Raw genomic sequence first — 25,067 nt, forward strand, 5'->3', positions numbered from 1 at the left:
CCAAAGGGTATTGGACAAATTGTCGGACCGCCCGCCGCTCGTTTTCCTACATGCTCTACGAAACATACTGGCGTGGTGCCGCCTCGTTGAGGCGACGAAGCCATGTTCCTGATTTGATCTATCGCGAACAAGCGAATCTGCTAGTCTCCGACACCATGAACAGCACCGACCTCATAGCGCTCATCACCGGCAAGCTGGGCCTCTCCGCGATCGCCCTTGCCAGCATCTTCGGCGCGGCGCTGCTCGTCGCACTTGCCCTCATTCTACTTTCAATCCGCCGCGCCAGCCGGATCCGCGCCCAGTTCGAAATGGAGGCGGCACGCCGCGAGACGATGGCGGAGGCGCGGCTTGCCGAATTGCTGAAGGCGCAGGCGGAAATGCACGGACGTCTCGCGGCGATGTCCGATGTCTTCGGCAAACGCCAATCAGAGCTCAACCAGACAATCAATCAACGGCTTGACGGACTGACCCACCGCCTTGGAACAACGATCAGCGAGCAAACGAAGTCGACCCACGAGAACCTGCGCCACCTACAGGAACGGTTAGCGGTGATCGATGCCGCGCAGAACAATATCCAGTCGCTGGCGAAGGACGTGGTCGGCCTGCAGGCGATCCTGTCGAACAAGCAGACGCGTGGGGCCTTCGGCCAGTCGCGAATGGAGACGATTGTCGCCGACGGGCTGCCAATGGGCGCCTATACTTTCCAGTCGACCCTGTCGAACGGTATGCGCCCGGACTGCACGATCCGCATGCCGAATGGTTCGCCGCCGCTGGTGATCGATGCCAAATTCCCGCTTGAGGCATGGAACGCCATCCGTGACGCCCAAACGGCGGAGGAGAAAAAGATCGCCGGCCAGAACTTCCGCCGCGATATAGAGGTCCATATCCGCGACATCGCGGGGAAATACTTGATCGCCGGGGAGACACAAGACATGGCCTTCCTGTTCGTTCCGTCGGAATCGATTTTCGCGGAAATCCACGAGCATTTCGAGGCAATCGTGCAAAAGGCCCACCGCCTGCGGGTGGTGATCGTCTCGCCCTCCCTGCTGATGTTGTCGATCCAGGTCATCCAGGCGGTATTGAAGGACCAGCGCATGCGAGAACAGGCGCACCTGATTCAAAGCGAAGTGGTCCACCTGATGGAAGACCTCGTCCGCCTCGATGACCGGACGCGCAAACTGCAAGGCCACTTCCTTGCCGCCCAGAAAGATGTGGACATGATCCTGACCTCAGCCGACAAGCTGACGAGACGCGGGGCCAAGATCGAAGCGCTCGAGTTCCAGACGGCTGCGGAGCCGCCTGACGAGGGAGAGAAAGTGGTCGAGAGCCGGACGGGGCTGCTGAAGCTCAGGATCGTCGACGAGGATTGAGAGAGGGCCGGATGGTCCAGATCAAGGATGGAATTTCGCATGATTACTGTTTTCGGCTCCATTAACATGGACCTCATCGCCACGACAGCGCGGCTGCCGAAGCCCGGAGAGACCGTGGCAGGGACCGACTTCACCACTGCGGCCGGAGGCAAGGGGGCCAATCAGGCACTCGCGGCGCGTTGTGCCGGATCAAACGTACGCATGGTCGGAGCCGTGGGGCGCGATGAATTTGCTGCGCCCGCCCTTGCGCTGCTGGCAGACGCAGGCACTGATCTTTCCGCTGTGCGCCATGTCGCAGGGCCGACCGGTACAGCACTCATCCTGGTCGGCGGCGATGGCGAGAACATGATCACTGTCGTGGCGGGCGCCAACGGTACAATCGACGATGGCGACGCCGGCGTAAGCCTCGCCGCCATGCAGCCGGGAGACGTGCTGATGCTGCAGCTCGAGGTCCCGTCCGCGGCGGTCGAGCGCGCGCTAACCGATGCCAAGGCTCGCGGCGTAACGACCATTCTCAATATTGCGCCTCTGACGGATGACGCCGCCCGCCTCGGGCGGATGGCGGATATCGTTATCGCCAATGAAACCGAGTTCGAGCGCCTCGCCGGCCATGACGGCATGGGCACATCCGAGCGTGAGCAAGCACTGATGCAGTTGCACAAGGAAACGGGGCAGACGCTGATCGTCACGCTCGGCGCAGATGGCGTGATTGCCGCGCGGAATTCACGAATCTTCCGAACCGAAGGCTTGGCGATTGAACCCGTCGATACCGTCGGCGCGGGCGACACATTCTGCGGCTACCTGGCAGCAAGCCTGGACCAGGGAATAGCCTTCGAGCAGGCACTTCGACGCGCTGCCGTAGCCGGCTCGCTCGCCTGCCTGAAGCCAGGTGCTCAACCTTCGATTCCGACTGCGGATGAGGTGGAACGCCGCATTTAGGACAGGCATAATTCGCCCTGCGACAGTCGCACCAGAAGCGTTACTGGAAGCACGCTAGAAACAGCGCGGCGGCTTCAAATCTCGTTAAACCTTAGGCCCCATATTGGCGTTAATTGGCGTACACCCTCTGCACGAAACTGGGGATGTACTGACGCACCATGATGGCGCGGATCGCCCGATTGCATCCCTTGCCCTCCTCTATGGCCCATGCGTTTCGAGGTTTTCATGTTGAAGTTTATTTCGCGCTCCATCGCGGCGAAGCTGCTCGTCGTGACAGGCGTGGCGATCGCCTTCGTCCTTATGCTCTCCAATGTCTTTCTCATCTTTGAGACACGCGACCGCGTCCAGGCGCTGACCATGCAGCAGGCTACGGCAGAGGCGGCAGCCATCGCCGAGGAAATCGCAGGCGATATCGGTGAGCTGGCAAGCGCCGCGCGAACAATGTCAGGCGTCTTGAGCCGCGGTCATGAAGGAAAGTCGTTCGATCGCAAAGGCGCGATGAACCTTCTCAAGGCCAATCTCGAGCAGAATCCGTTCGCCTTCGGCAGTTGGTTCGCCGAAGAAGAAAAGGCCTTCGATGGGCGTAAGGACGACATCATCAACAACATCGAACTGGGCGCCAATGCCAACGGCGTGTTCACACCCTATTGGTCGAAGGACCGCAATGGCGAGATCCAGTTCTCCACCTTCAACAATGATTATACCGCCGAATGGTACGCGCTTGTCGCCAAGAGCGGCAAGGGCGCGATCACCGCTCCCTATCTCGCAGACGGCACCGATGTCCCGACCACAATGAGCTCGATCGCCTATCCGGTCGTCTCGGGTGGCAAGATGATCGGTGTGACGGGGGTAGACATCTCGCTCGCTTCGCTGTCGGAGAAGCTGAAGGCCCTTCGGCCCTTCGAGACAGGCCGCGTCATGCTCGTGGCGGAAAACAGCCAATGGCTGGTCGCCCCTTCGGACGACCTGTTGATGAAGCCCTATGAGGCGGCTGGCGCAGACGCCCTGAAGACGGCACTTTCCAACCGCAAGAGCAGCCTCGTCAGGGATCTTGAAGAGAAAGACGGCAGTGGCTTCGATCGTCTGCTTTTCCCCTTCGAGGTACCGGGCGTGAACGCCACCTGGTCCGTCATCGTCGATATTCCCCATAGCGCGACCGGGGCCGCGGTCGAAGCCCAGACGATGCTCATGATCATCGCCGGCCTGATCGTTCTCGGCGCCGTGATGGCCAGCCTGTTCTTCGCGGTCCGCGCCTTTGCCCAGAAGCCCCTGCAAGCCTTGCTGAACGATGTCGGCCAACTCAGCGAGGGAAATTACGAAACCGCAGTCAAGGGTCAGGAACGCAGCGACGAGCTTGGGCGCGTTGCCCAGGCACTTGAGGAGTTCCGCCATCGGCTGTCCAATAGCCGCGCGCTGGAGAGGGAGGCCGAACAGCAACGCAACGCAGCCGATGCCGAACGTCGTCGTTCGGAGCAGGAACGCAGTGAGTCGCTCGGAGTTCAACAGCATGTCGTCAGCGTACTCGGCGCCGGCCTGGCGCAACTGTCGCAGGGCAATCTCGGCTACCGCATCTCCGACGACTTCTCGGGCGAATATGCCGCACTCAAGCGCGACTTCAATGAAGCGCTCGCAAGCCTCGAGTCGACGATCACAGCGGTCAATTCTAGCGTGGTCAATATCGGCGCCGGCAGCGGCGAGATTGCCGACAGCGCCGCCGACCTGTCAAAGCGCACCGAACAACAGGCGGCGAGCCTTGAGGAGACTGCCGCCGCCCTCAATGAGCTGACAGAGCAGGTAAACGCCAGCGCCGACAACGCCAACACTGCGGCCGCGACCGTCAACCTCGCCTGTCAGGATGCGGAGAAGTCCGGTGAAGTGGTGAAGAAGGCGGTCGCCTCCATGCACGGCATTGCCCAGTCATCACAGGAAATCTCGCGGATCATCGGCGTCATCGACGAGATCGCTTTCCAGACCAACTTGCTGGCGCTGAATGCCGGCGTCGAGGCGGCGCGGGCGGGCGAGGCCGGTAAAGGCTTTGCCGTCGTCGCCCAGGAGGTTCGTGAACTGGCTCAGCGTTCCGCCAATGCCGCGAAGGAGATCAAGACATTGATCAACACCTCGGGCGCACAGGTCAAGGATGGCGTCGAACTGGTTGGTCAGGCCGGCCAGACGCTGCACAAGATCGCCGACCAGGTCATGCAGATCAATGATCTGATCCGACAGATCTCCGCCTCGGCCAGCGAGCAGGCTTCAGGGCTGAAGGAGATCAATTCGGCCGTCAACCAAATGGACCAGGTGACTCAGCAGAACGCCGCCATGGTCGAGGAAACCACCGCTGCCAGCATGACGCTTCGCAACGAGTCCGAAAACCTGAAGGGGCTGGTGTCGCAATTCAGCACGTCAGGGGCGAATGTTCACAAGGCCATCTCCCCGGCATCGGCATCGGCTTCGCCGCTTGCCGCAGTCGCCCGCACCATGCGCTCAGCCGCTCCGGGCCCGGTCACCACACCCCGACCGGCATTGAAACGAGCGGCCGCTGGCGGCGCCGCTCCAGCCGTCGACGACTGGCAGGAATTCTGAGTAGTCCCGAAAGACGCAGTGCAAAGGCCGTCGGAGCGATCCGGCGGCCTTTGCACTTTCCACCTTCAGAGACGGGCGAAACGCTCAATCAGAAGATCAAAGAAACCGTCCGCATCCACGTGGCGCATCACACGGGTGTTCGGCGCGCGCTTCGACACCCGCCACCAGTCGACCACCGTCATGCCGACCGTCAACTCCGACTGCGTCTCGATCTCAACATTGCAGTGGCGACCGGAGAAGAGCTCCGGCTTAAGCAAATAGGCGATAACCGTCGGGTCGTGCAGCGGCCCGCCATCGGAGCCGTATTTCTCCTCGTCGAAACGCTCGAAGAATGCCAGCCAGTCAACCATAACCATGGCCGGGCGACTGCCGATAGCGGCAAGCCGCGAGACACGCGCCTTGGTGGTCATCAACTGATGGGTGACATCGAGCGGCATCATGATAAGCGGGATGCCGGCGCGAAACACGATGTCGGCAGCCTGCGGGTCGACATAGATGTTGAATTCGGCCGCCGGCGTAATATTGCCGCCTTCGAAGAAGCCGCCGCCCATCAGCACCAGTTCGCGGATACGCGGTGCGATGTCCGGCGCCTTCGTGAGCGCCATGCCGATATTGGTCAATGGTCCGAGCGTGCAGAGCGTGACACTGCCTTCCGGCTCGCGGCGCAACGTCTCGATGATAAAATCGACGGCATGCTGGGGCATGACCTTCATTGTCGGTTCGTCGAGCACCGCGCCGTCGAGTCCAGTCTTGCCGTGCACGTGCTCGGCGGTCACCAGCTGCCGCTTGATCGGCCGGTCGGCTCCCTCATAAACTGAAATGTCCGTGCGGTTGCACAGTTCGCAGATGATCCGCGCATTGCGGCTGGTGAGCTTTAACGGCACGTTGCCCGCAACGGTGCAGATACCGAGGATTTCCACTTCGTCCGGGCTGGCGAAAGCGAGCATCAAGGCTGCCGCATCGTCCTGCCCCGGATCAGTGTCGATGATAATTTTTCTGCGTTCCGTCATGCCTGCCGTCCTGTTCAAAGAGCGGGTCAGTTGAGCTTGCCGGCACCTTTTGTCAAGCATCCGCCTGCTTGCAGGAGCAGCCCGGCGATCCCATATTTCAGTCGATACAATCGCGCCGCCGTCCCGTGGACCGGCCATGCGACAGGACCATTCGATGCGAAACAGCAAGACGCCTGGCTTCCCTTTGCCTGTCGGTTTAGACAAGGCAGATCCAGCGCCCGGCCGGCATCCCCGGCCGAATGACGGTTACCCTCCGTTCAATATCGAGCGTTTTTTCGCCATCGGCTCCGGGGAAAACGACCGCCTGCGCATCACCCTTGCGGTGGCAGGTTTCGACGAAGGCGAACTCGACGTGTCGGTGGAGGGAGAACAGCTCGTCGTTCGTGGTCGCCAGGCCGCGCGCGTTGAACCCGAGTTCCTTTTTCGTGGTATCGCGGCGCGCCAGTTTCAGCGTGTCTTTCTTCTGGAAAAAGGCATGGACGTTCTCTGCGCAAGCCTGCGCAATGGCCTTCTTTCGATCGACCTGATCCGTCCTCAATCGGCGCAAGTGGTGAGAAAAATTAACATTTCCGCTGCACAGTAGAGTTAACGGCATGATCATGCCGCAGCTCCCTCACTGGTGGAGGACCGGAATGTTGATGAGAGAAGTGACTTCGCGACTTACCCAATCCGAACTGGCACATCTTGGCGCCGGGGAGGTCGGATATATCCGAAAAATGCGCTCAGACGAAGTGTCGCGCTGCTTTCCCGAGGCCCCGGATGTTAATCCCAACCTTGATCTCTGGGCCCTGTTTGCGGCTGACGGCACGCCGATCCTCTTGACCGACAACCGTTCCAGCACCTTCTACAAGGCGGCCGAGGACGAGCTCAAGACGGTCAGCTTGCACTGACCAACGTCATTATCGCTTGCGGAATGTAAGATAGGCGGAGGACCGGCCTTCGCGCTTCGCCTTCGCCTCATAGCGCGTGCCCGGCCAACCGTCGAACGGCGTCAGCCAGTCGGCCGCATTGAGCGCCGTCCACTCGAACCCGCCATGCTGGCCGCAGTGTTGCAGCGTCCAGTTCACATAGGTGTCGATGTCGGATGCGAAGCAAAACAGTCCGCCGGGCTTCAGCACGCGGTGGAAGCGGTCGAGATTGACCTGCGAGACGAAGCGCCGTTTCCAGTGTTTTTTCTTGGGCCAGGGATCAGGGTAGAGCAGTTCGATCTGATCAATCGATGCCTCCGGAAGCCAATCCAGCAATTGCGTGGCGTCATCGTCATGGACACGAATATTCCTCAAGCCCTCCGCCTCGACCACAGCCAGTAGCTTGGCCATGGAATTGACGAAGGGCTCGACGCCGATAAACCCTGTTTCGGGATTGGTACGAGCGCGATGGACCAGATGCTCGCCGCCGCCGAAGCCAATTTCGAGACGGACCCTATCCACAGGCAAGGGAAAGAGCGTCTTGATGTCACCGGGCGCTTCGGATGCCAGATCGATCTTCAACTCGGGCAGGAGGGTTTCCATGCGCTCGACCTGCTGGTCGCGCAAAGGCTTTCCCTTACGCCGACCGAAGAAAGCCTCGGTCGACCGTGTCCTGCGTTCCGCTTCCGTCATTCAATCAAGCCTTGAGAGCATCCTTGAGCGGCTTGACCAGATCGAGTTTTTCCCACGAGAAAGACCCGTCACGGCCAGCCTTCCGGCCGAAATGGCCGTAAGCCGACGTTTTAGCATAGATCGGTTTGTTCAGGTCAAGATGGCGGCGGATGCCCGATGGCGAAAGATCCATGACCTTGCGGATCGCGGCCTCGACCGCGTCCTCGGTGACCTTGCCGGTATCGTGCAGGTCGACATAGATCGACAGCGGCTGCGCAATGCCGATAGCGTAGGAAATCTGTATGGTGCAGCGATCGGCGAGTCCGGCAGCAACAACGTTCTTGGCGAGATAGCGAGCGGCATAAGCAGCGGAACGGTCGACCTTGGTCGTATCCTTGCCGGAGAAGGCACCGCCGCCGTGCGGTGCCGCCCCGCCATAGGTGTCGACGATGATCTTGCGACCGGTCAAACCCGCATCACCGTCAGGGCCGCCGATAACGAACTTGCCTGTCGGATTGACGTACCACTTGCAATCGTCAGCGATCTTCAAATCGCCGAGTGCCTCGCGAATATAGGGCTCAACGACAGAACGAACCTTATTTGAATCCCAGCTCTCGTCGAGGTGCTGGGTCGACAGAACGATCGAGACCACTTCAAAGGGCTTTCCGTCGACATAGCGCACGGTCACCTGGCTCTTGGCGTCAGGCCCAAGCTTGGCGGCCTCACCCTCACCCTTCTTGCGAGCGGCGGCAAGCAGTTGAAGAATACGATGAGCGTAGTAGATCGGCGCCGGCATGAGATCCGGCGTTTCCCGGCACGCGTAGCCGAACATGATGCCCTGATCGCCTGCGCCTTCACTGTTGTTGTGGTCGGCGGCATTATCAACGCCCTGGGCGATGTGCGCCGACTGCGAATGCAGCAAAACATCAATTTTGCAGGTTTTCCAGTGAAAGCCGTCCTGCTCATAGCCGATATCACGGATTGCCTTGCGGGCGGCTGACTTGAATTTCGAGGGATTAATGACCTTATTGCCGTTCTTGTCGACCTTCATCAGGCTATCGGGCAAGCGAACCTCGCCGGCAATCACGACACGATTAGTGGTCGCCAGCGTTTCGCAGGCGATGCGCACGTTCCAGGGATCCTCTCCAGTCTTCGCTGCCTCGCGGTAGACCAAGTCGACGATTTCGTCGGAGATTCGGTCACAGACTTTGTCCGGGTGACCTTCGGACACAGATTCGCTGGTGAAAAGATAGTTCGCGCGCATGCGGGATTCCCCTCAAAGAACAGGCCTCGCCCTTGTTAGTCAGTTCACATAAAAAAGACAAGCAGACAACGACATAAATATATCTTTATGTCGGCATTTCATCCTTACTCAGAACAGAAAAAAAGCGGCCGAAGCCGCTTTTCCCCCTGGCACCCAATAGGGAAGGTCAATCAGCGTCGGCTTCCGCAGCCAGCGCCTTCACCAGGTCCACCAGTTTGCGGCGGACCTTGGGATCAGTGATCTTGACGAAAGCACGGTTGAGCTGAAGCCCTTCCGATGAGGACAGGAAGTCGACGACATAGTTGGAACTCGACGCCTCGGCCATGCCCGACGCACCCGAAGCCTGATCGCCCGGTGCATCTTCGAAGAAGAATGAGACAGGGACATTCAGAATGCTTGATATGTTCTGCAGACGGCTGGCTCCAACGCGGTTGGTGCCCTTTTCGTATTTCTGGATTTGCTGAAAGGTGATGCCCAGGCTCTCGCCCAGCTTCTCCTGACTCATACCCAGCATGGTGCGGCGAAGGCGAATCCGGCTACCGACATGAATGTCAATCGGGTTCGGCTTCTTCTTATTCTCGATCATGTTGCGATCCTGACAAGTGTTGGCAATTCCACCATAACCCTCCGCTCCGCACGGACCATAACGTGGCGTTGCACACGCCATTCAGGAACTTTAAGCATACCGACGGACCTATGGTTCATTCCACTATGCAATTTTAGGGGTTTTTGGTCAATTCTTCCTGAAAATAAAACCCATGCGTGAAATCAGCGCAGCCAATACGACGACAAGCATAACCAACCAGAAGTTTAGCTTCCGATCCGAATTGTTCCATTTTGATACACGAATAATATCCATGGTTGCATCAACGACCCCTTGGGCATTCAAAGACAAACCAGAAATAATTCGCCCGCGAACATCGACCAGGGCGGAAATGCCATTGTTGGCGCCACGAATGAGGGGCAGACCGGCCTCCACCGCACGAATTCGTGCCTGGAGAAAGTGCTGATAGGGACCGGGCGTCATTCCGAACCAAGCGTCGTTCGTGAGATTGACAATCGCATTTGCCTGACTGGGGATCTGGATCTCGTCGGGAAATATCGCCTCGTAGCAAATCAACGGATAAAAGCCCATGCCAGACGGCAGGGACAGAAGTGTACGCTGCGCAGCCGGGGAAAACCCGCCCGGCAGGCTGATAAGGTTATCAAAACCAATCCGCCGCAGCACCCCTTCATAGGGCACGTATTCACCGAAGGGAGTGAGATGGACCTTGTCCGAGGCCGAGATGATCTGCCCCTTGTCATCGATCACGTAAATCGAATTGTAGTAGCGCGGCGGCTGGCCGGCTCCCTGCTCCTCGGCGCGCACCGCGCCTGTCACCAGGACCTGACCGTCCTTCAGCACATCGGCAATTCTTGCCAGCGCATCCGGATAGTCGGTCAGAATGAAGGGAATGGAGGTCTCCGGCCAGACGATGATGTCGGGCTCGGGCTTGCCGGGTTCGACCGGCTGCGCCGACAGCGCCAGATGATGATTGAAGATCTCGATACGGTCGGAATTTTCAAGCTTGCGGGCCTCGTCGATGGCGGGCTGTACGAGCCGCACCGTCAGCGTCTTTCCACCGGCCGGCAAAGGCTCCACAAGCTTCAGGGCGCCATAGCCAAGATGGGCGACAATCAGTAGCCCTGCAAGCGCGAACCCGGAAACCATTCCCTTGCGTGTTCCGAGAAGGGCGGGCATGGCGAAGACGAGTACCGCAAGCGTGCTGACGCCAAACAGGCCGAGTGGCGCGGCCGACTGCATCATCAACGGGATCGGCATGGCTCCATAGCCGATCGCGTTCCAGGGGAAGCCTGTGGCAACGAAGCTGCGCAGCCATTCAACAAGACCGAAGCCGGCAGCCAGCGCCGCGATACGGGAAAGGCCATCCGACCAGAACAGCCGGGCGAGCATCGTCGCCAGGCCATAGAAGAGGGCGAGCACGGCCGGCAGTCCCAGCACCGCAAGCGGTAACGCCCAGGCGAACTGATCGGCCTCGAACAGCAGCGCGTTGCCAATCCACCAAAGCCCTGCGGTAAAATAGCCGAAGCCGAACAACCAACCGATAAAGAAGGCCGAACGTAGGCCGAGGGTATGACTTCTGTCAGGGTTTCCAGCAATTCCGTCCAGAAGCCAGACAAGTATGGGAAAGGATACGAAAAACACGGCAAAAAAACCGAAAGGCGGCAACCCGAACGCGCCCAACGCCCCAGCCAGGAAGGCTAGACATGCGCGCCTCGCGCGCCCGAGCAGCATGATCCTACCGGCCAGCCGTTCCATCCAAGTCCCCTTCCCGCTCCGCGAATCAATTCGACAGCACTGTCCCAAAAAACACCGTGCTTGTCGTGCGGTTAGGAAAGGAACTGACGGGACGGAAGTTCAGGGGCTGCCGTCGATATCCGTCGCGGCGATTTCGTCGGCGACAACGGGCGCGACCGGCGGCGTCGACCGCATTTTTGCGGCATTGACCGGCGTCTCTGCTTCGCCCTTTGCCGCGCGGCGACGTGCCGGCGGCCGCTTACGCACGATACGCACCCGCTTAATGCGTCGGGGATCGGCATCGAGAATATGGAATTCAAAACCGGGCAGCGCCTGCACCACTTCACCGCGCGCAGGAATGCGCCCAAGCGCTGCGAAGATCAAGCCGCCGAGTGTATCGACGTCCTCCAGTTTCTCCGCAATATCGAAATCGGGGCCGATCGCCTCGGCGATCTCCTCGAGTTCGACGCGGGCATCCGCCACCAGAACGTCGTCCGACATTCTGGTGAACATTGCCTCTTCATCGTCGTGCTCGTCCTCAATATCGCCGATGACCATTTCCACCACGTCCTCGTGCGAAACCAGGCCATCAGTACCGCCATATTCGTCGATCACCAGCGCGATCTGGGTTCGCGCCGCTTGCATTCGGCTGAGAAGATCTGAGGCGAGCATCGACGGCGGCACGAAAAGGATCGAACGCACAATACCGCACTCAGCGACCGTTTTCGACAGATCTACCCGACTGAGATCGAAATCCGTCTTGGCTGCCCGCGCGGGCTTTTCCGCCTTTTGTGCCTTGTCCGCAGCAGCCTGGGATGCACGCGACCCGCTGCGCCGCTTGTTGCGCGCCTGCTTGGTCACATAAGAAAGTAGATCGCGGATATGGACCATGCCGCGCGGATCATCAAGTGTCTCGCAATAGACCGGCATGCGGGAGCGGCCGGACTCCTCGAACAACACCATCAACTCGCCTATGCTGATGCTCTGGTCGACCGCCTCGATGTCAACGCGGGGCACCATCACGTCTTCCACCCTGACTTCGCGGAAGCGCAGGATATTGTGCAACATCGCGCGTTCTTCGGGGGTGAACACCTCACTCGTGCCGGCATCGGCCTTCAAGGCGTCGTGCAGATCCTCGCGCAGGCTCGATGTCTGCGGCGGCCGCAGGATTCGGGCGGCCCGCGCCCACAAGGAGGTGTGTGTTCGGCCGGAACTCTCCGGCCTAGCAGAACTTCCGCCTTCTTCCGAAGAGGAACCTTCCGATCCCTCATTGGCCTCCGAGGCCACTCTCGTCGCAAAATCGCTCATTATTCCAAACTGTCAAACCGGGTCCTAGCCCGCATAGGGATCAGATAAGCCAAGTGAGGCCAAAATACGAGTCTCAAGGCTCTCCATTCTTTCGGCTTCCTCGACCACCATATGATCATAACCGAAGAGATGCAGAAAACCATGGACCATAAGATGGGTCAGATGATCCGTGAAACTCTTGTCGAGTTCTGCCGCTTCACGCTCCACCGTCTCGCGCGCCACGATAATATCGCCTAGCATCGGCCCGGGCTTTCCGCCGGGCACGAGCGGAAAAGCCGGGAAGGATAGCACATTGGTCGGCTTATCCTGCCCGCGCCATTCGGCATTAATCGCACGCACCTGCTCATCGTCGGAAAAAACCAGTGAGACCTCGATCGGCATACCGGGAAAGGGCTGATCTTCCTCTCTGCGCAAATATTCGGCCGCGGCTTCGAGCACGCGCCCTGCCAAGTGTTCGAGTTCGTCTTCACCTGCCCAGCCTTCGGCTTCGACGGCGATCTGTATGTCGAGCTTCTGTATCATTCGTCGTTCCGGCCTAGCGGTCGGTCTGCTCGCTTTCATCCTGCACCGCATATTGCGAATCGTAGGCCTTAACGATCCGCCCGACCAACGGATGGCGAACGACGTCGACATCCTTGAATCGCACGAACGAAACACCGTCCACGCCCTTCAGGATCTGCAAGGCCTCGACCAAGCCGGATTTGACCCCGCGCGGCAGGTCGACCTGGCTTGGGTCACCAGTGACGATCATCCGGGCGTTTTCGCCGAGACGGGTGAGGAACATCTTCATCTGCATCGACGTGGTGTTTTGCGCCTCGTCGAGGATGACCGCGGCATTGGCAAGCGTGCGCCCACGCATGAAGGCAAGCGGCGCGATCTCGATAACGCCTGCGGTAATGGCCCGCTCGACCTTGTCGCCCGGGATCATATCATAGAGCGCGTCATAGAGGGGCCGGAGATAGGGGTCGACCTTCTCCTTCATGTCACCGGGAAGGAAGCCGAGGCGTTCGCCGGCCTCGACGGCCGGGCGAGACAGAATGATACGATCAACCGCTCCGCGCTCTAACAGCTGCGCCGCGTGGGCAACCGCCAGATAGGTCTTGCCAGTACCAGCAGGGCCTACGCCGAAGACCAGTTCGGAACGTTCCAACGCCCGCATGTAAACATCCTGCGTCGGCGTACGGGCCGAGATCGTTTTCTTGCGCGTGGCGATCTGCGCCATCGACAGCTTGCCCTTGCGCTCCATTGTCGGCAGCGTCAGCTGATCGTCCGCAGCAACCGCCATACGGATCGCACCTTCGACGTCAGAGGCTTCCACCGAACCGCCGCTCTGCAACCGCGCATAGAGGAAATCCAAGGCGCGGCGCGCCTGATTGGTGGCGAGAAGCTCGCCGGAAATGGAAACGGAATTGCCACGAGCCCGCGCCTCGATCTGCAGGCGGTCTTCAAGGAGCTTGAGGTTCTGGTCGAACTGGCCGAAAAGCTCGCGGGCGAACCGATTGTTCTCAAACGTCAAGATGAAGTGATTGGCGTCGGTCACGGGGGCGCTAAGGTTGTTGCGCGAGGATGAAGTAACCACGTCTTGTGCGTTCAAGCGATCAGGCTCCTGTTCGATCAGGTTATGGCCCTCACTCTAACCCTCTGCCACCTCGGCAAACAAGCTGTTCGGGCCGGCTGCGGTGATTCGTACATTGATAATGTCACCGATTTTCGAGTCGTTTGCATCAACATTCACAGACTGCAACCAAGGAGACCGTCCGATCAATTGACCGGGCATGCGACCGGGCTTTTCCAGAAGTAAGTCGATTTCGCGTCCGATCAAGGAGCGGGAAAAGTTCTGCTGCTGTTTCAGCAACAATTCCTGGAGCCGCGCGAGGCGCTCAACCTTGACCTCCTCGGCCACGTGACCGGGCAAATCGGCGCCCGGCGTACCGGGACGGGTCGAATATTTGAACGAATAGGCCTGAGCGTAGCCAACAGTCGCGACGAGGTCCATGGTCGCCTGGAAATCCGCCTCCGTCTCGCCGGGAAAGCCGACGATGAAGTCTCCCGACAGGGCGATATCGGGGCGGGCCGCGCGGATACGCTCGACCAGCGCGATATACTCCGAGGCCTTGTGGCGGCGGTTCATCGCTTTCAGGATCCGGTCCGAACCGGCCTGCACCGGAAGGTGCAGGTAGGGCATCAACATCTTAAGATCGCGATGTGCCTCGATCAATCGGTCGTCCATGTCGCGCGGATGACTGGTCGTATAGCGCAGCCGCGCCAAGCCCCGGATTTCGGCCAACCGATACAAAAGTTCACCGAGACCGATGGCCTGTCCTGTCCCGTCAACGCCATGCCAGGCGTTCACATTCTGCCCGAGCAAGGTGATTTCCCGCACGCCGTCGGCGACCAGTTTTTCCGCCTCCGAGACGATCTGCGCCAGAGGACGCGAGACTTCCGAGCCACGGGTATAGGGCACAACGCAGAAGGTGCAGAACTTGTCGCACCCTTCCTGAACAGTGAGGAAAGCGGTCACGCTGCGTACTCTGCCCTTGACCTTGGTCGGGTCGGGCAGATGCTCGAACTTGTCTTCGAGTGCGTATTCCGTGTCGACGACCCGTTCACCGGTTCGCGCACGGCGAAGCGCCTGCGGCAGGCGATGGTAGGTCTGCGGGCCGATCACCACGTCGACCGCCGGCTCGCGTCGGGCGATTTCGTCTCCCTCGGCCTGAGCTACGCAGCCGGCGACGCCGATCATGAATTCGCGGCCTTCCGCGGCACGCGCCTTCTTCGTTTCACGCAATCGGCCGAGCGCGGAATAGACCTTTTCCGCCGCCTTCTCGCGAATATGGCAGGTGTTCAACAGAACGAGGTCGGCATCGTCCATATCCTCGGTCGTTACATAACCGTCGGCGGCCAGCGCATCGGACATGCGACCGGAATCATAAACGTTCATCTGGCAGCCATAGGTCTTGATGAAGACCTTGCGCTGGGCAGCGGCGCCTTCCGGGAGGTCCGTGGCGGCAAGAGGTGCGGTGTCCTGTGTCATGCGGGCTGTTTAGTGGTTTTTCCCGGCAGATTAAACCGAAAAATGCCGCGCACGGCTAGCTCCAGAGCCGGCCGCGAAGATGGTCGAGCAACATGCAGCGCATGCGCTTCTCGACCTGCCCCGCAACTTGCTTGCGATTGCTCCCTTCGCGGTACTCTACGGCCTCGCCGAAACTGACGTCGACATCGATCGCGCCGGCCTGCAGCACCCCCAGGAGATGCGGCACCATGCCAACATCACCGGGCCACCCGGCGATCGGCCGGTGATAGCGCCCCATCGGCATACCATGCACCCTCGTATAGGCGATCGCCACCGGCTGCACATAGACGACACCCTGCGGCGCCAGCGGCAGGGCAGCAGCTGCGGCACCGAAGAGCGAGGTCTTGACGTCGAGAACGCGATTGCCATCAGAGGTCGTACCTTCGGGAAAGAGAACGACGATCTCGCCATCGGCCATGCGTTCGGCAATCTCGCTCACCTGATCGCCAGTACGACGCCTCTGCTCACGCATCACGAAAATGCTCTTCTGCAATCTGGCGAGCAATCCGAAAACCGGCCAACTGGCCACTTCAGTCTTGGCGATGAACACGACATCGGCCAATGCGCCAAGTACCAGAATGTCTTTCCATGAAGCGTGGTTGGCGGCGATCATCAACGGACGATGACTCTCGAGACGGCCATGCGAGCGGATCCGGATCCCAATCAGACGACAGGCGGCGCTGTGCCAGACCCGAGGTAACCGACGGCGGAGCCGCCAGTCGAAACGGAGAGCCAAGAGTTGAAGCGGAGCAAGGAACAGCGTCATGATCGCGATGGCGAGCAGGACAAGCGCCACCCTCAACCAATTGATCACGCACTCGCTCCCGAAGACGGACGCATGGATCAGCCTTTGTCCTTAGTAAGCGGGACACCATAAAGCTCAAGACGATGGTCAACGAGACGGAAGCCGTGCTCACGGGCGATACGCTCCTGCAGCGCCTCGATTTCAGGTGAATGGAACTCGATCACCGCGCCGGTCTTCAGGTCGATCAGGTGGTCGTGATGCTCTTCGGGCACGGTCTCATATCGCGAGCGGCCATCGCGAAAATCATGGCGCTCGATGATGCCAGCGTCCTCGAATAGTTTAACCGTACGATAGACAGTGCTGATCGAGATCTTCGCATCCACCGTCACCGAACGGCGATAGAGTTCCTCGACATCCGGATGATCGGCAGATTCCTCAAGAATCCGCGCAATGATGCGTCGCTGCTCTGTCATGCGCATACCGCGCTCGACGCACAATTCTTCCAGCGATTTGGGTGCTTCGCTCATGACCAGAGTATTCCCGCGCGTGTCGGTCTTATGACAGAGGCAACTATCGAAGATCGCGACGCATGACAAGCGCCGAGGAACGACGGCCGCTGGCGTCAGTATAATAGGCCGGCCGCTCGCCTGCTTTCTGGAAGCCAAGCTTGCGATAAAGGCCGAGGGCTGCCGTGTTGCCATCATCGACCTCGAGGAACATGGCTTCACCGCCGCGGCCACCGGCCTCGCGCATCGCCGCCTGCATCAGCCGCCAGCCGAGACCGAAGCGGCCGAACTTCTCGCCGACGGCAATGGTGAGGATTTCCGCCTCCCCTGCCATCTCACGTGCCAAAACGAAACCAGCGAGCGGCGACCTGAAGATCAGCGTATTGGTCTGCCAGACGACGAAACCAAAGGAGTTCGGTTGAAGCAGCAGGCTCAGGAACTCGCCGTCGTTCCAGGCCTTGGAGAACCGCTGGGCATGCAATTCAGCCACTGGCGCGCAATGCTCGCCCGCCATCGGCACGATCTCGAATTCTGGCTTGCGCTTGAGATAGGTATCCAGCATCGACTTTCACGCTCGGGAAACGGCAAAGCCCGTCTGCGGCTTGGCATCGGGCCCGCGAAGATATAGCGGCTTCGGCTTGCCCGCAGCTTTCGCTTCCGCGCCGAGCTTGGCAACAACTGCGATCGCGAAGCGGTCCGTCTCCGTCGCGGCGCCCGGATCGGACAATAACTGCCGGGCCGAGCCGGTGACCTGCCACGCCCCCGAAGCGGCAAGCACCTTGAAATCATCAAGGGTGCCCATCTCGGCTGTGGAAAGGGGCTCCCGCGCCGCAGAAAAGCGCTGCAAATAGATTTCTCCACGCTTAGCGTCCATGGCCGCGAGCAAAGGGGCTCCCTCGTCCGCCGCCATGTGAGCGAGAACTGGAAGCGTTGAGATGCCAACTGCCTCTATGCCCAACGACAGAGCCAAGCCGCGAGCCGCAGCAACGCCGACGCGGATGCCGGTGAAGGAGCCGGGGCCAACGGTCACCGCGATGCGATCCACAGCCGCGAGATCGATACTCGCCGCGTCGAGAGCCGCATCGATCGTCGCCATCAGCTTTTCCGCATGACCACGACCGATCATTTCCGAGCATTCGCCGAGCAACCGCCCGGCGGTTCCGTCATAAACCGCCGCGGAACAATCGACTCCGGCCGTATCGATCGCCAGTACGATCATTCCCTGCTCCCTGCACGACCAGCTTCAGACCGCTTCAACTTCCTGGACCTCGGGGACGAAATGGCGCAGCAGATTCTGCACACCATGCTTCAATGTCGCGGTCGAGGACGGGCAACCGGCGCAGGCGCCCTTCATGTTGAGGTAGACCTTGCCGTTCTTGAAGCCGCGGAAGGTGATGTCGCCGCCGTCCTGGGCGACGGCCGGGCGTACGCGGGTCTCCAGCAACTCCTTGATGGTCGCGACGATGGTTTCATCGCCATCCTCGTAGAACTCCTCGTCCCCATCTTCGTCATTGGCCGTAGCGGCCGAACCCATGACCTTTGCGCCGCTCATGAAATGCTCCATGATCGTGCCGAGGATCGCCGGCTTCAGGTGCTGCCATTCAGGACCGTCCTTGGTGACGGTGATGAAGTCGTAGCCAAAAAAGACGCTGGTCACGCCGGGGATCGTGAAGAGGCGGGCAGCCAGCGGGGAGACTTCCGCGGTGTCGGCATCTCGAAACTCGGCGGTGCCGGTTTCCATGACCACCTTACCGGGCAGGAACTTCAGGGTCGCCGGGTTCGGCGTGGCTTCGGTCTGAATGAACATGGGAACCTCCGAACAGCGATCTGGCCGCTGCCGCTTGATTTAGAATTCTTCCAAAATAGGCGCGAAAGCAGGCACCTTCAAGCCGTCATTGATATTCGACGTCTGTATCGATCAGCAGAGCGCGTCGATTTCCTCATTGGTAAGCGAATCCGGCAAGACCGTCACAGGGATCGGGAAGGCCGCGCCGCGACCGGCAATCATCGAAACCAGCGGTCCAGGGCCCTCTTTGGTGGACGAACCCGCTGCCAAAACGAGAATGGCGATGTCGCGGTCCTCCTCGATCAGTCCATTGATAGCGGCATTGGCGTTGCCTTCGCGAATGACAATCTCCGGCTCGATACCAATCGTCTCACGCACGGTCTGCGCAGCCTTGGCCATCACGGCCTCCGCCTCTTCGCGTGCCTCGGCACGCATAATCTCCTCGACGCCCAGCCACTGCTGAAAATCGCCTTCCGGGATGACATAGATTAGCACGAGGCCACCGTTGGAATTCTTGGCGCGCCGTCCGGCATAGTGTACCGCGCGCGAACACTCGGGCGTATTGTCGATCACCGCCATGAACTTGCGACGGTGACCCTCAAGACGTGACAGGCGTGTTGAAACCATAGGTACCCCGCCGCAGGATGGTTGATCTTAGCCGCATTCGCGGCCGGATTGCTGTTCCAGCCGAACGAACGGCCGCGACTTTACTGCACGAAGCCGATAATGTCGCGGACTTCCTTCATGGTTTTCTCGGCACGAACCCGCGCTCTCTTACCACCGTCACGCAGCACCGCATCGATATAGCCTGGGTCATCCATCAAACGGCGCATCTCGCCATTGACGGGAGCCAGACTAGACACAACGAGTTCGACTAGTGCAGGCTTGAAGACGGAAAACTGCTGACCGCCGAACTCCCTGAGCACCTCGGCCTTTGTCTTGTCGGAAAGGGCCGCGAAGATGCCGACAAGATTGTCGGCTTCGGGCCGCCCCTTCAGCCCTTCGACTTCGCTTGGCAGCGCATCGGGGTCTGTCTTCGCCTTCCTGATCTTCTTTGACATCGCATCGGAATCGTCCATGAGATTGATGCGAGAAAGATCCGATGGGTCGGATTTCGACATTTTCTTGGTGCCGTCACGCAGGGACATGATGCGCGGAGCCGGCCCGTCAATCAACGGTTCGACCATCGGGAAATAGGCATGAACAGGTTCGTCGCCCACCGTGACATCGACCCCGAGGCCTGCCTTACGGATGTGGCCGCCAAAGTCGATGTTGAACTTTTGGGCTATATCACGCGTCAGCTCCAAATGCTGCTTCTGGTCGTCACCAACGGGCACGTGGGTCGCGCGGTAGACGAGGATGTCGGCAGCCATCAAGCTCGGATAGGCGAGCAGACCCAATGACACCTGCTCGGCATTTTTGCTGCCTGACTTGTCCTTGAATTGCGTCATGCGCTCCATCCAGCCGATGCGGGCGACACAGTTGAAAATCCATGCCAGCTCAGCATGCTGCGGCACCGCCGACTGGTTGAATACGATATGCTTACTCGGATCGATACCGGCCGCCAGAAACGCCGCGGTTATCGAGCGGATCTGAGCCGGCATGTCCTCGTGTACGAGCTGGGCTGTGAGCGCGTGGAGATCAACGACACAGTAGATACAATCGTTGTTTTCCTGCAGCGCCACGAACTTCTTGATCGCACCGAGATAATTGCCGAGATGAAGGTTGCCGGTCGGCTGAACGCCGGAAAAAACCAGTGGCTTGAACTCACCCATGTTTGTCCTCAACAGGCTGGTGGAGGGCACGATCTGTCGATCGAAATATGCCAGCGGCTTATGCACCCCGGATCATCGACAATCAAGGGCCAGTTTACCGTCCCGGTACACGGCGTACGGGTCGGAGGCGCACCGTGGAGCAAACCATGCCACCTGCCACGGCTAATCCAAATTAGGCATCAACGCCGCAGAAATCCCACTCCATAGCGAAGGTCATATTATTGAGCACCGCCCGCATTCGGGCGCATCACAGCACAGCGACGGCTATGCGTCGATATTAGCACGTCGGGCACCGGCGGCAGTGGGGTCGCTTGCAACGGCCTTTCCGCACTGACATCGCCCCCCCCCCCGAGCGGATCTGGAGCCATTGTTAATGATGCTTACCCTTTGGGCTTGCGTTTGAGGTTCCGGCGCAGCATGCCGAGATCGGCGCCGCCGATCGCAAAGGCGATGCCGAAGTAGGTGACCATGGCGATAGCGACCAGGCCGCCAAGCGCCGTCAACTGGCGAAGAAGCGGCGCCTGCGGCGTCAGCCAGGACGACCAGTGGTCCGACAGATAAACGAGCATCACCGCCATGATCCCCGCCGCCGCCATCAGGCGCAGCGTACGGCTGAACAGGCCCCAATCCCAATCGAGATGACCGCGGCGATGCAGCGTGGCGAAAAGCAGAACCGTATTCACCCAACCGGCCGTCGCTTCGGCAAGCGCGATGCCTCGCTCGGCAAGAACCGGAAATAGCGATATCGCCAGCGCCGAATTGATCACCACGGAAATGCCCGTGAAGCGCATCGGCGTGCGGGTATCCTCGCGGGCATAAAAGCCCGGCTGCAACGCCTTGATCATCACGAAGCCGGGCAGGCCGATTCCATAAATGGCGAGGATCGACGCGACGACACCGGTATTCTGCTCGGAGAAGGCGCCGCGCTCGTAGAGCACACGGATGATCTCGTCGGACAGAACCCAGAGAGCTGCGGCGGCCGGCAGCGTCAGGAACAGCACGAATTCAATCGAGCGGTTCTGGATGGTGCCCGCCTCCTTCATATGATTGGCCTTGAGCGCACGGGCGAGTTCGGGCAGCAGCACGACGGCGACAGCGACGCCGACAACACCGAGCGGCAACTGGTAAATACGGTCGGCATATTGAAGTGCCGCGATGGCGCCTTCCTTGCCCGAGGCGATCGCTTGACCGATCAACTGGTTGATCTGGGTGATCCCCCCCGTCACCGCCGCCGGGATGGCGAGAACGAGCAGGCGCTTAACATTCGGCGTGAAGCGCGGAAACTTGAAGGAGAGGCTCATTCCGGCATGGCGCACGCCAGCGTAGACGACAGCCATTTGCAGCACACCAGCTGCGAGAACCGACCACGACAGATACCAGGCCGTGGTTGCCGGATCGGCGCCGCTATAGAGCGCCCAAAACAGCGCGCCGATCATCAGCACGTTGAGAAAGACCGGGGCAATCGCGGCGGCAAAGAAATGGTGCAGCGAATTCAGCATGCCGGACAGCATCGCCGTCAGCGACATGCACATCAGATAGGGGAACATCACCGTGGCGAGCCGCACCGTCAGCGAGTATTTGACGGGGTCATCCGAGAAGCCCGGCGCGATCACCCATTGCACAATGAGCGGCATAGCGAGTTCCATGACGATGGTGATCAGCACCAGCACCGAAAACAGAACGCCGAAGACTTCCTCCGAAAACCGCTTGGCGCCGTCGACACCATTCGCCTCGATCTCCTTGGCAAACAGCGGCACGAAGGCGGCGTTGAAGGCTCCCTCGGCAAAGAGCCGGCGAAAGAGGTTGGGAAAGCGGAAGGCGGCGTAGAAGACGTCGGCCATCGGTCCCGTACCAAGCGCGGCGGCCATCAGCGTTTCGCGGGCAAAGCCGAAGACGCGGCTGCCGAGCGTCGCACCGCCGACGGTGACGAACTTCTTCATCAGCCCCATGGTCAGACCTTGGCCTTCTTCTGGGCCGACACGGAACGCTGAACCTGCGGCGCGATGATTCCCGACGGCATCCGATCGCGCAGTTCGTCCCCCTGCTCGGCCATCACACCCTTCAACTGAGTGGCGACGCTTGCCTGACGGTTCTCATTGGTCACCTTCTGGCCGACCAGGTCGGTGACATAGAAGGTGTCGATGACCTTCTCGCCGAAGGTGGTGATGCGGGCCGAATGAATGTCGAGCGACAGGTCGGACAGTACAGCGGTGATCTCGGCAAGCAGACCGATACGGTCGAGGCATTCGACCTCAATGACGGTGAACTTATTGGACAGGGTGTTCGAGATCGTCACATGCGGTTGGACCGGGAAGGTCTTGTTCTTCTTCTTGCCTTTGCTGCGCGTGGCGATCACTTCCGGCAGACGCCTGTGGCCCGACAGGACGTCCTCGATCATCTTGCTGATGGTCGCGGCGCGGCGCATCTCGTCCTCGTCTATAGGGAACTCGCGATTGACCAGGATCGTGTCGAGCGCCCGGCCATCGGAGGTCGTGAAGATCTGCGCATCGGCGATATTGGCACCGGCAGCAGCGCAGGCCCCGGCAATGATCGACAAAAGGCGCGGATGGTCGGGCGAGAGCACGGTGATCTCGGTGATCGCATGGAAGGAATGGGTCCGCACCATGGTCGCCAGCGCCTTGCCGGCCTTGTCTGCCTCGCGGATGAAGTGGGCGTGGCGCACCTGATCCTCAAGTGGCACAGAGAGCAGGTAGGGCTCATAGTGCAACCTCACATAGGCCTTCTGGTCCTTCTGGCTCCAGTCTCCGAGCGCCTCAGTCAGCATTTCGGCGGCGCGCTTGGCGCGATCCTTACGCGACACTTCGGAGAAGCCGCCGGACAGCAACAACTCTGTTTCGTAATAGAGCGTGCGCAGCAATTGGCCCTTCCAGCCATTCCACACCCCAGGCCCCACGGCACGAATGTCGCAGACGGTGAGGACCAGCAGCATCTTCAGCCGGTCGAGCGACTGCACCTTCTCGGCGAAGTCGGTGATCGTCTTTCGGTCGTGCAGGTCGCGCGTCTGGGCGACCATGGACATCAGCAAGTGCTGCTCGATAAGCCAGGCGACCAATTCGGTCTGCTTGGCGTTGAGACCGAAGCGCGGGCAGAGCTTGCGCGCCACCTTGGCCCCGGCAATCGAATGGTCCTCCTGGCGTCCCTTGGCAACGTCGTGCAGCAATACTGCCACATAGAGCGCCTGGCGATCTTCGATACCCGGCAGCACCTTGGCCGCAAGCGGATGAATGTCTTCGGCCTTGCCCTTGTCGATTTCGGCCAGCACTTCCACCGTGCGGATCAGGTGCTCATCGACCGTATAGTGATGATACATGTTGAACTGCATCATCGAGACGATCTTGCCGAACTCGGGAACGAAACGGCCAAGCACACCAGCCTCGTTCATCCGCCTGAGAACGAAGCCCGGATCGCGTCTTGAGGTCAGGATGGCGAGGAACAGGCGGTTCGCCTCCTCGCTCTCACGGAACTCGTGGTTGATCAGCGACAGCGAGCGCGTCACCGCCTTCAGAGCGTCTGGATGGTATTCCAGCCCCTTGAGGTCGGCGACGTGGAAAAGACGCATGATCGAGACCGGATCGCGTTTGAAGACCTCCGGATCAGCGAGAGCGATGCGACCACGATCCTCGATGAATTCTGGCGCACCGGAGATCTTCTTCGGCCGGTTGGCGAAACGGCCTATGACGCCACTCAAACCAGGCGCCGCTTTCGCCTGTTGATCCTCAAGCTCCGCGCAGAAAATGCGTGTCAGGTCGCCGACATCCTTGGCCACCAGGAAATAGTGCTTCATGAAGCGCTCGACGGCGGAAAGGCCGGGACGTGGCTGGTAGCCCAGATTGCGGGCGATTTCCGGCTGAATGTCAAAATAGAGCCGCTCTTCCGGCTTTCCGGTCAGATAGTGCATGTGGCAGCGTACGGCCCAGAGGAAGTCGTCCGCCTTCTCGAACAAGCGCCATTCCTGGCGCGACAGCACGCCAAGACGAACCAGATCACTGGCTTCCCTGACATGGTACTTGTACTTGGCGATCCAGAACAACGTCTGCAGGTCGCGCAAGCCGCCCTTGCCTTCCTTGACGTTGGGCTCGACCAGATAACGGCTATCGCCGGCCTTGCGATGGCGCTCGTCACGCTCGGCAAGCTTGGCGGCGATGAATTCCGGCGCTGTGTTGTTGGTCACCTCCTGATCGAAGCGGTGCTGCAACTCGGTAACGAGCTCCTCCTGGCCGCAGACGAAACGCGTTTCGAGGATGGCGGTGCGGATCGTCATGTCGTCCTTCGACAGGCGCATGCACTCATCGACCGTACGGGTCGCGTGACCAACCTTGAAGCCGATGTCCCACAGCAGGTAGAGCATGAACTCAACAGCCTTGTGCATGTCGGAGGTCAACTTGGGCGGCGTCAGGAACAATAGGTCAATGTCCGAACCCGGCGCCAGCGTGCCGCGGCCGTAGCCACCGACGGCAGAAACCGCGATCCTGTCGGCTTTGTCCCGATAAGCATGACGGACGACGAGATCGAAGACCACCGAGATTATTTGATCCTGGATCCAGGAAATCCGCCGCGCGCAGTTGATACCACTACCATCGGCGAAGAGCTTGACCCTGGCCAGTTCGCGTCCGTCGGCGCTAGCCTTTTTCAGGATCGGCAAGAGATTGGTGCGGATGTCGAGCAACTGGCCGGAATGCGCCAAAGCGACGGCCTCGCAGTCAGCCTTGAGGGCGGCAACATCGAGTAGTTCGCCGTATTCGAGTTCGGTCATGGCCATTGTTGCGGCATGCTTTCCTGGCTTGTCGGGTCGCCCAGAGACCACCGACGGA

Annotated in this window: 23 protein-coding genes; 5 read left to right on the forward strand and 18 right to left on the reverse strand. The window is 60.0% G+C overall.

Going from position 1 to position 25,067, the window contains the following annotated elements:
* Positions 1-155: 155 nt before the first annotated feature.
* The 3 genes from RNA01_RS02775 to RNA01_RS02785 all read left to right on the forward strand — a co-directional run bounded on the left by RNA01_RS02775 (position 156) and on the right by RNA01_RS02785 (position 4,889).
* A complete protein-coding gene (locus tag RNA01_RS02775) occupies positions 156-1,370 on the forward strand; it encodes a DNA recombination protein RmuC (protein ID WP_147178427.1) in 1,215 nt (404 codons plus the stop codon).
* A 39-nt stretch (positions 1,371-1,409) separates the two neighbouring features.
* Entirely contained in the window at positions 1,410-2,309 is a 900-nt protein-coding gene (locus RNA01_RS02780) for a ribokinase (protein WP_147178428.1), read from the forward strand.
* 225 nt (positions 2,310-2,534) lie between these two features.
* Positions 2,535-4,889: a methyl-accepting chemotaxis protein gene (locus tag RNA01_RS02785; RefSeq protein WP_147178429.1), complete on the forward strand. Its 2,355-nt coding sequence runs from the start codon at positions 2,535-2,537 to the stop codon at positions 4,887-4,889.
* Between the two features lie 65 nt (positions 4,890-4,954).
* Here the strand turns inward: RNA01_RS02785 and RNA01_RS02790 are convergent, their stop codons facing one another.
* Positions 4,955-5,899, reverse strand: a complete 945-nt coding sequence (locus RNA01_RS02790) for a nucleoside hydrolase (protein ID WP_147178430.1) — start codon at positions 5,897-5,899, stop codon at positions 4,955-4,957.
* Positions 5,900-6,053: 154 nt separating this feature from the next.
* Between RNA01_RS02790 and RNA01_RS02795 the strand changes: the two genes are divergently transcribed.
* Together RNA01_RS02795 and RNA01_RS02800 are read left to right on the forward strand one after the other, a co-directional pair.
* On the forward strand, positions 6,054-6,482 hold the full coding sequence (locus RNA01_RS02795) for an Hsp20 family protein (RefSeq protein WP_147178431.1): 429 nt from the start codon (positions 6,054-6,056) through the stop codon (positions 6,480-6,482).
* A 49-nt stretch (positions 6,483-6,531) separates the two neighbouring features.
* Positions 6,532-6,789: a BQ00720 family protein gene (locus tag RNA01_RS02800; RefSeq protein ID WP_147178432.1), complete on the forward strand. Its 258-nt coding sequence runs from the start codon at positions 6,532-6,534 to the stop codon at positions 6,787-6,789.
* Positions 6,790-6,798: 9 nt separating this feature from the next.
* Here the strand turns inward: RNA01_RS02800 and trmB are convergent, their stop codons facing one another.
* The 17 genes from trmB to RNA01_RS02885 form a co-directional block, all read right to left on the reverse strand.
* Positions 6,799-7,500: a tRNA (guanosine(46)-N7)-methyltransferase TrmB gene (gene trmB / locus RNA01_RS02805; RefSeq protein ID WP_147178433.1), complete on the reverse strand. Its 702-nt coding sequence runs from the start codon at positions 7,498-7,500 to the stop codon at positions 6,799-6,801.
* Positions 7,501-7,504: 4 nt separating this feature from the next.
* Positions 7,505-8,743 carry a methionine adenosyltransferase gene (gene metK / locus RNA01_RS02810; protein WP_147178434.1) on the reverse strand — a complete coding sequence of 413 codons (1,239 nt, stop codon included), beginning with the start codon at positions 8,741-8,743 and terminating at the stop codon, positions 7,505-7,507.
* Between the two features lie 166 nt (positions 8,744-8,909).
* Positions 8,910-9,329 (reverse strand): helix-turn-helix domain-containing protein, encoded by a 420-nt coding sequence (locus tag RNA01_RS02815; protein WP_115668639.1) that lies wholly within the window; start codon positions 9,327-9,329, stop codon positions 8,910-8,912.
* 147 nt (positions 9,330-9,476) lie between these two features.
* Positions 9,477-11,063 carry an apolipoprotein N-acyltransferase gene (gene lnt, locus RNA01_RS02820; protein ID WP_147178435.1) on the reverse strand — a complete coding sequence of 529 codons (1,587 nt, stop codon included), beginning with the start codon at positions 11,061-11,063 and terminating at the stop codon, positions 9,477-9,479.
* A 99-nt stretch (positions 11,064-11,162) separates the two neighbouring features.
* Entirely contained in the window at positions 11,163-12,350 is a 1,188-nt protein-coding gene (locus RNA01_RS02825; RefSeq protein WP_147178436.1) for a transporter associated domain-containing protein, read from the reverse strand.
* A gap of 24 nt (positions 12,351-12,374) precedes the next feature.
* Entirely contained in the window at positions 12,375-12,869 is a 495-nt protein-coding gene (gene ybeY / locus RNA01_RS02830; RefSeq protein WP_147178580.1) for an rRNA maturation RNase YbeY, read from the reverse strand.
* Between the two features lie 16 nt (positions 12,870-12,885).
* On the reverse strand, positions 12,886-13,944 hold the full coding sequence (locus RNA01_RS02835) for a PhoH family protein (protein ID WP_147178437.1): 1,059 nt from the start codon (positions 13,942-13,944) through the stop codon (positions 12,886-12,888).
* Positions 13,945-13,983: 39 nt separating this feature from the next.
* On the reverse strand, positions 13,984-15,384 hold the full coding sequence (gene miaB, locus RNA01_RS02840) for a tRNA (N6-isopentenyl adenosine(37)-C2)-methylthiotransferase MiaB (RefSeq protein WP_147178438.1): 1,401 nt from the start codon (positions 15,382-15,384) through the stop codon (positions 13,984-13,986).
* A 55-nt stretch (positions 15,385-15,439) separates the two neighbouring features.
* Positions 15,440-16,237, reverse strand: a complete 798-nt coding sequence (gene olsA / locus RNA01_RS02845) for a lyso-ornithine lipid O-acyltransferase (RefSeq protein WP_147178439.1) — start codon at positions 16,235-16,237, stop codon at positions 15,440-15,442.
* Positions 16,238-16,266: 29 nt separating this feature from the next.
* Positions 16,267-16,695 carry a Fur family transcriptional regulator gene (locus tag RNA01_RS02850; protein WP_147178440.1) on the reverse strand — a complete coding sequence of 143 codons (429 nt, stop codon included), beginning with the start codon at positions 16,693-16,695 and terminating at the stop codon, positions 16,267-16,269.
* Positions 16,696-16,738: 43 nt separating this feature from the next.
* The gene (locus tag RNA01_RS02855; protein WP_147178441.1) at positions 16,739-17,236 is read right to left on the reverse strand and encodes a GNAT family N-acetyltransferase; all 498 of its coding nucleotides are present in this window, start codon (positions 17,234-17,236) and stop codon (positions 16,739-16,741) included.
* A gap of 6 nt (positions 17,237-17,242) precedes the next feature.
* The gene (gene tsaB, locus RNA01_RS02860) at positions 17,243-17,893 is read right to left on the reverse strand and encodes a tRNA (adenosine(37)-N6)-threonylcarbamoyltransferase complex dimerization subunit type 1 TsaB (RefSeq protein ID WP_147178442.1); all 651 of its coding nucleotides are present in this window, start codon (positions 17,891-17,893) and stop codon (positions 17,243-17,245) included.
* Positions 17,894-17,917: 24 nt separating this feature from the next.
* Positions 17,918-18,481 carry a NifU family protein gene (locus RNA01_RS02865; RefSeq protein WP_147178443.1) on the reverse strand — a complete coding sequence of 188 codons (564 nt, stop codon included), beginning with the start codon at positions 18,479-18,481 and terminating at the stop codon, positions 17,918-17,920.
* Positions 18,482-18,592: 111 nt separating this feature from the next.
* A complete protein-coding gene (locus RNA01_RS02870; RefSeq protein ID WP_147178444.1) occupies positions 18,593-19,087 on the reverse strand; it encodes a universal stress protein in 495 nt (164 codons plus the stop codon).
* An 80-nt stretch (positions 19,088-19,167) separates the two neighbouring features.
* Complete coding sequence (gene trpS / locus RNA01_RS02875) at positions 19,168-20,235, reverse strand: tryptophan--tRNA ligase (protein ID WP_147178445.1); 1,068 nt, start codon at positions 20,233-20,235, stop codon at positions 19,168-19,170.
* 380 nt (positions 20,236-20,615) lie between these two features.
* Positions 20,616-22,184, reverse strand: coding sequence for a murein biosynthesis integral membrane protein MurJ (murJ, locus tag RNA01_RS02880; protein WP_147178446.1), 1,569 nt, complete (start codon positions 22,182-22,184; stop codon positions 20,616-20,618).
* A gap of 2 nt (positions 22,185-22,186) precedes the next feature.
* Positions 22,187-25,015 carry a [protein-PII] uridylyltransferase gene (locus RNA01_RS02885; protein WP_147178447.1) on the reverse strand — a complete coding sequence of 943 codons (2,829 nt, stop codon included), beginning with the start codon at positions 25,013-25,015 and terminating at the stop codon, positions 22,187-22,189.
* Positions 25,016-25,067: the final 52 nt, after the last annotated feature.

Source organism: Paenirhizobium naphthalenivorans, assembly GCF_007992095.1.
GTDB classification, from domain to species: domain Bacteria; phylum Pseudomonadota; class Alphaproteobacteria; order Rhizobiales; family Rhizobiaceae; genus Allorhizobium; species Allorhizobium naphthalenivorans.

Excerpts from the sequence above, each read along its gene's own strand:
- RNA01_RS02775 (WP_147178427.1), top strand. The coding sequence starts at position 156 with ATGAACAGCACCGACCTCATAGCGCTCATCACCGGCAAGCTGGGCCTC.
- RNA01_RS02780 (WP_147178428.1), top strand. The coding sequence starts at position 1,410 with ATGATTACTGTTTTCGGCTCCATTAACATGGACCTCATCGCCACGACA.
- RNA01_RS02785 (WP_147178429.1), top strand. The coding sequence starts at position 2,535 with ATGTTGAAGTTTATTTCGCGCTCCATCGCGGCGAAGCTGCTCGTCGTG.
- RNA01_RS02790 (WP_147178430.1), bottom strand. The coding sequence starts at position 5,899 with ATGACGGAACGCAGAAAAATTATCATCGACACTGATCCGGGGCAGGAC.
- RNA01_RS02795 (WP_147178431.1), top strand. The coding sequence starts at position 6,054 with ATGCGAAACAGCAAGACGCCTGGCTTCCCTTTGCCTGTCGGTTTAGAC.
- RNA01_RS02800 (WP_147178432.1), top strand. The coding sequence starts at position 6,532 with ATGTTGATGAGAGAAGTGACTTCGCGACTTACCCAATCCGAACTGGCA.
- trmB (WP_147178433.1), bottom strand. The coding sequence starts at position 7,500 with ATGACGGAAGCGGAACGCAGGACACGGTCGACCGAGGCTTTCTTCGGT.
- metK (WP_147178434.1), bottom strand. The coding sequence starts at position 8,743 with ATGCGCGCGAACTATCTTTTCACCAGCGAATCTGTGTCCGAAGGTCAC.
- RNA01_RS02815 (WP_115668639.1), bottom strand. The coding sequence starts at position 9,329 with ATGATCGAGAATAAGAAGAAGCCGAACCCGATTGACATTCATGTCGGT.
- lnt (WP_147178435.1), bottom strand. The coding sequence starts at position 11,063 with ATGGAACGGCTGGCCGGTAGGATCATGCTGCTCGGGCGCGCGAGGCGC.
- RNA01_RS02825 (WP_147178436.1), bottom strand. The coding sequence starts at position 12,350 with ATGAGCGATTTTGCGACGAGAGTGGCCTCGGAGGCCAATGAGGGATCG.
- miaB (WP_147178438.1), bottom strand. The coding sequence starts at position 15,384 with ATGACACAGGACACCGCACCTCTTGCCGCCACGGACCTCCCGGAAGGC.
- RNA01_RS02850 (WP_147178440.1), bottom strand. The coding sequence starts at position 16,695 with ATGAGCGAAGCACCCAAATCGCTGGAAGAATTGTGCGTCGAGCGCGGT.
- RNA01_RS02855 (WP_147178441.1), bottom strand. The coding sequence starts at position 17,236 with ATGCTGGATACCTATCTCAAGCGCAAGCCAGAATTCGAGATCGTGCCG.
- tsaB (WP_147178442.1), bottom strand. The coding sequence starts at position 17,893 with ATGATCGTACTGGCGATCGATACGGCCGGAGTCGATTGTTCCGCGGCG.
- RNA01_RS02865 (WP_147178443.1), bottom strand. The coding sequence starts at position 18,481 with ATGTTCATTCAGACCGAAGCCACGCCGAACCCGGCGACCCTGAAGTTC.
- RNA01_RS02870 (WP_147178444.1), bottom strand. The coding sequence starts at position 19,087 with ATGGTTTCAACACGCCTGTCACGTCTTGAGGGTCACCGTCGCAAGTTC.
- trpS (WP_147178445.1), bottom strand. The coding sequence starts at position 20,235 with ATGGGTGAGTTCAAGCCACTGGTTTTTTCCGGCGTTCAGCCGACCGGC.
- murJ (WP_147178446.1), bottom strand. The coding sequence starts at position 22,184 with ATGGGGCTGATGAAGAAGTTCGTCACCGTCGGCGGTGCGACGCTCGGC.
- RNA01_RS02885 (WP_147178447.1), bottom strand. The coding sequence starts at position 25,015 with ATGGCCATGACCGAACTCGAATACGGCGAACTACTCGATGTTGCCGCC.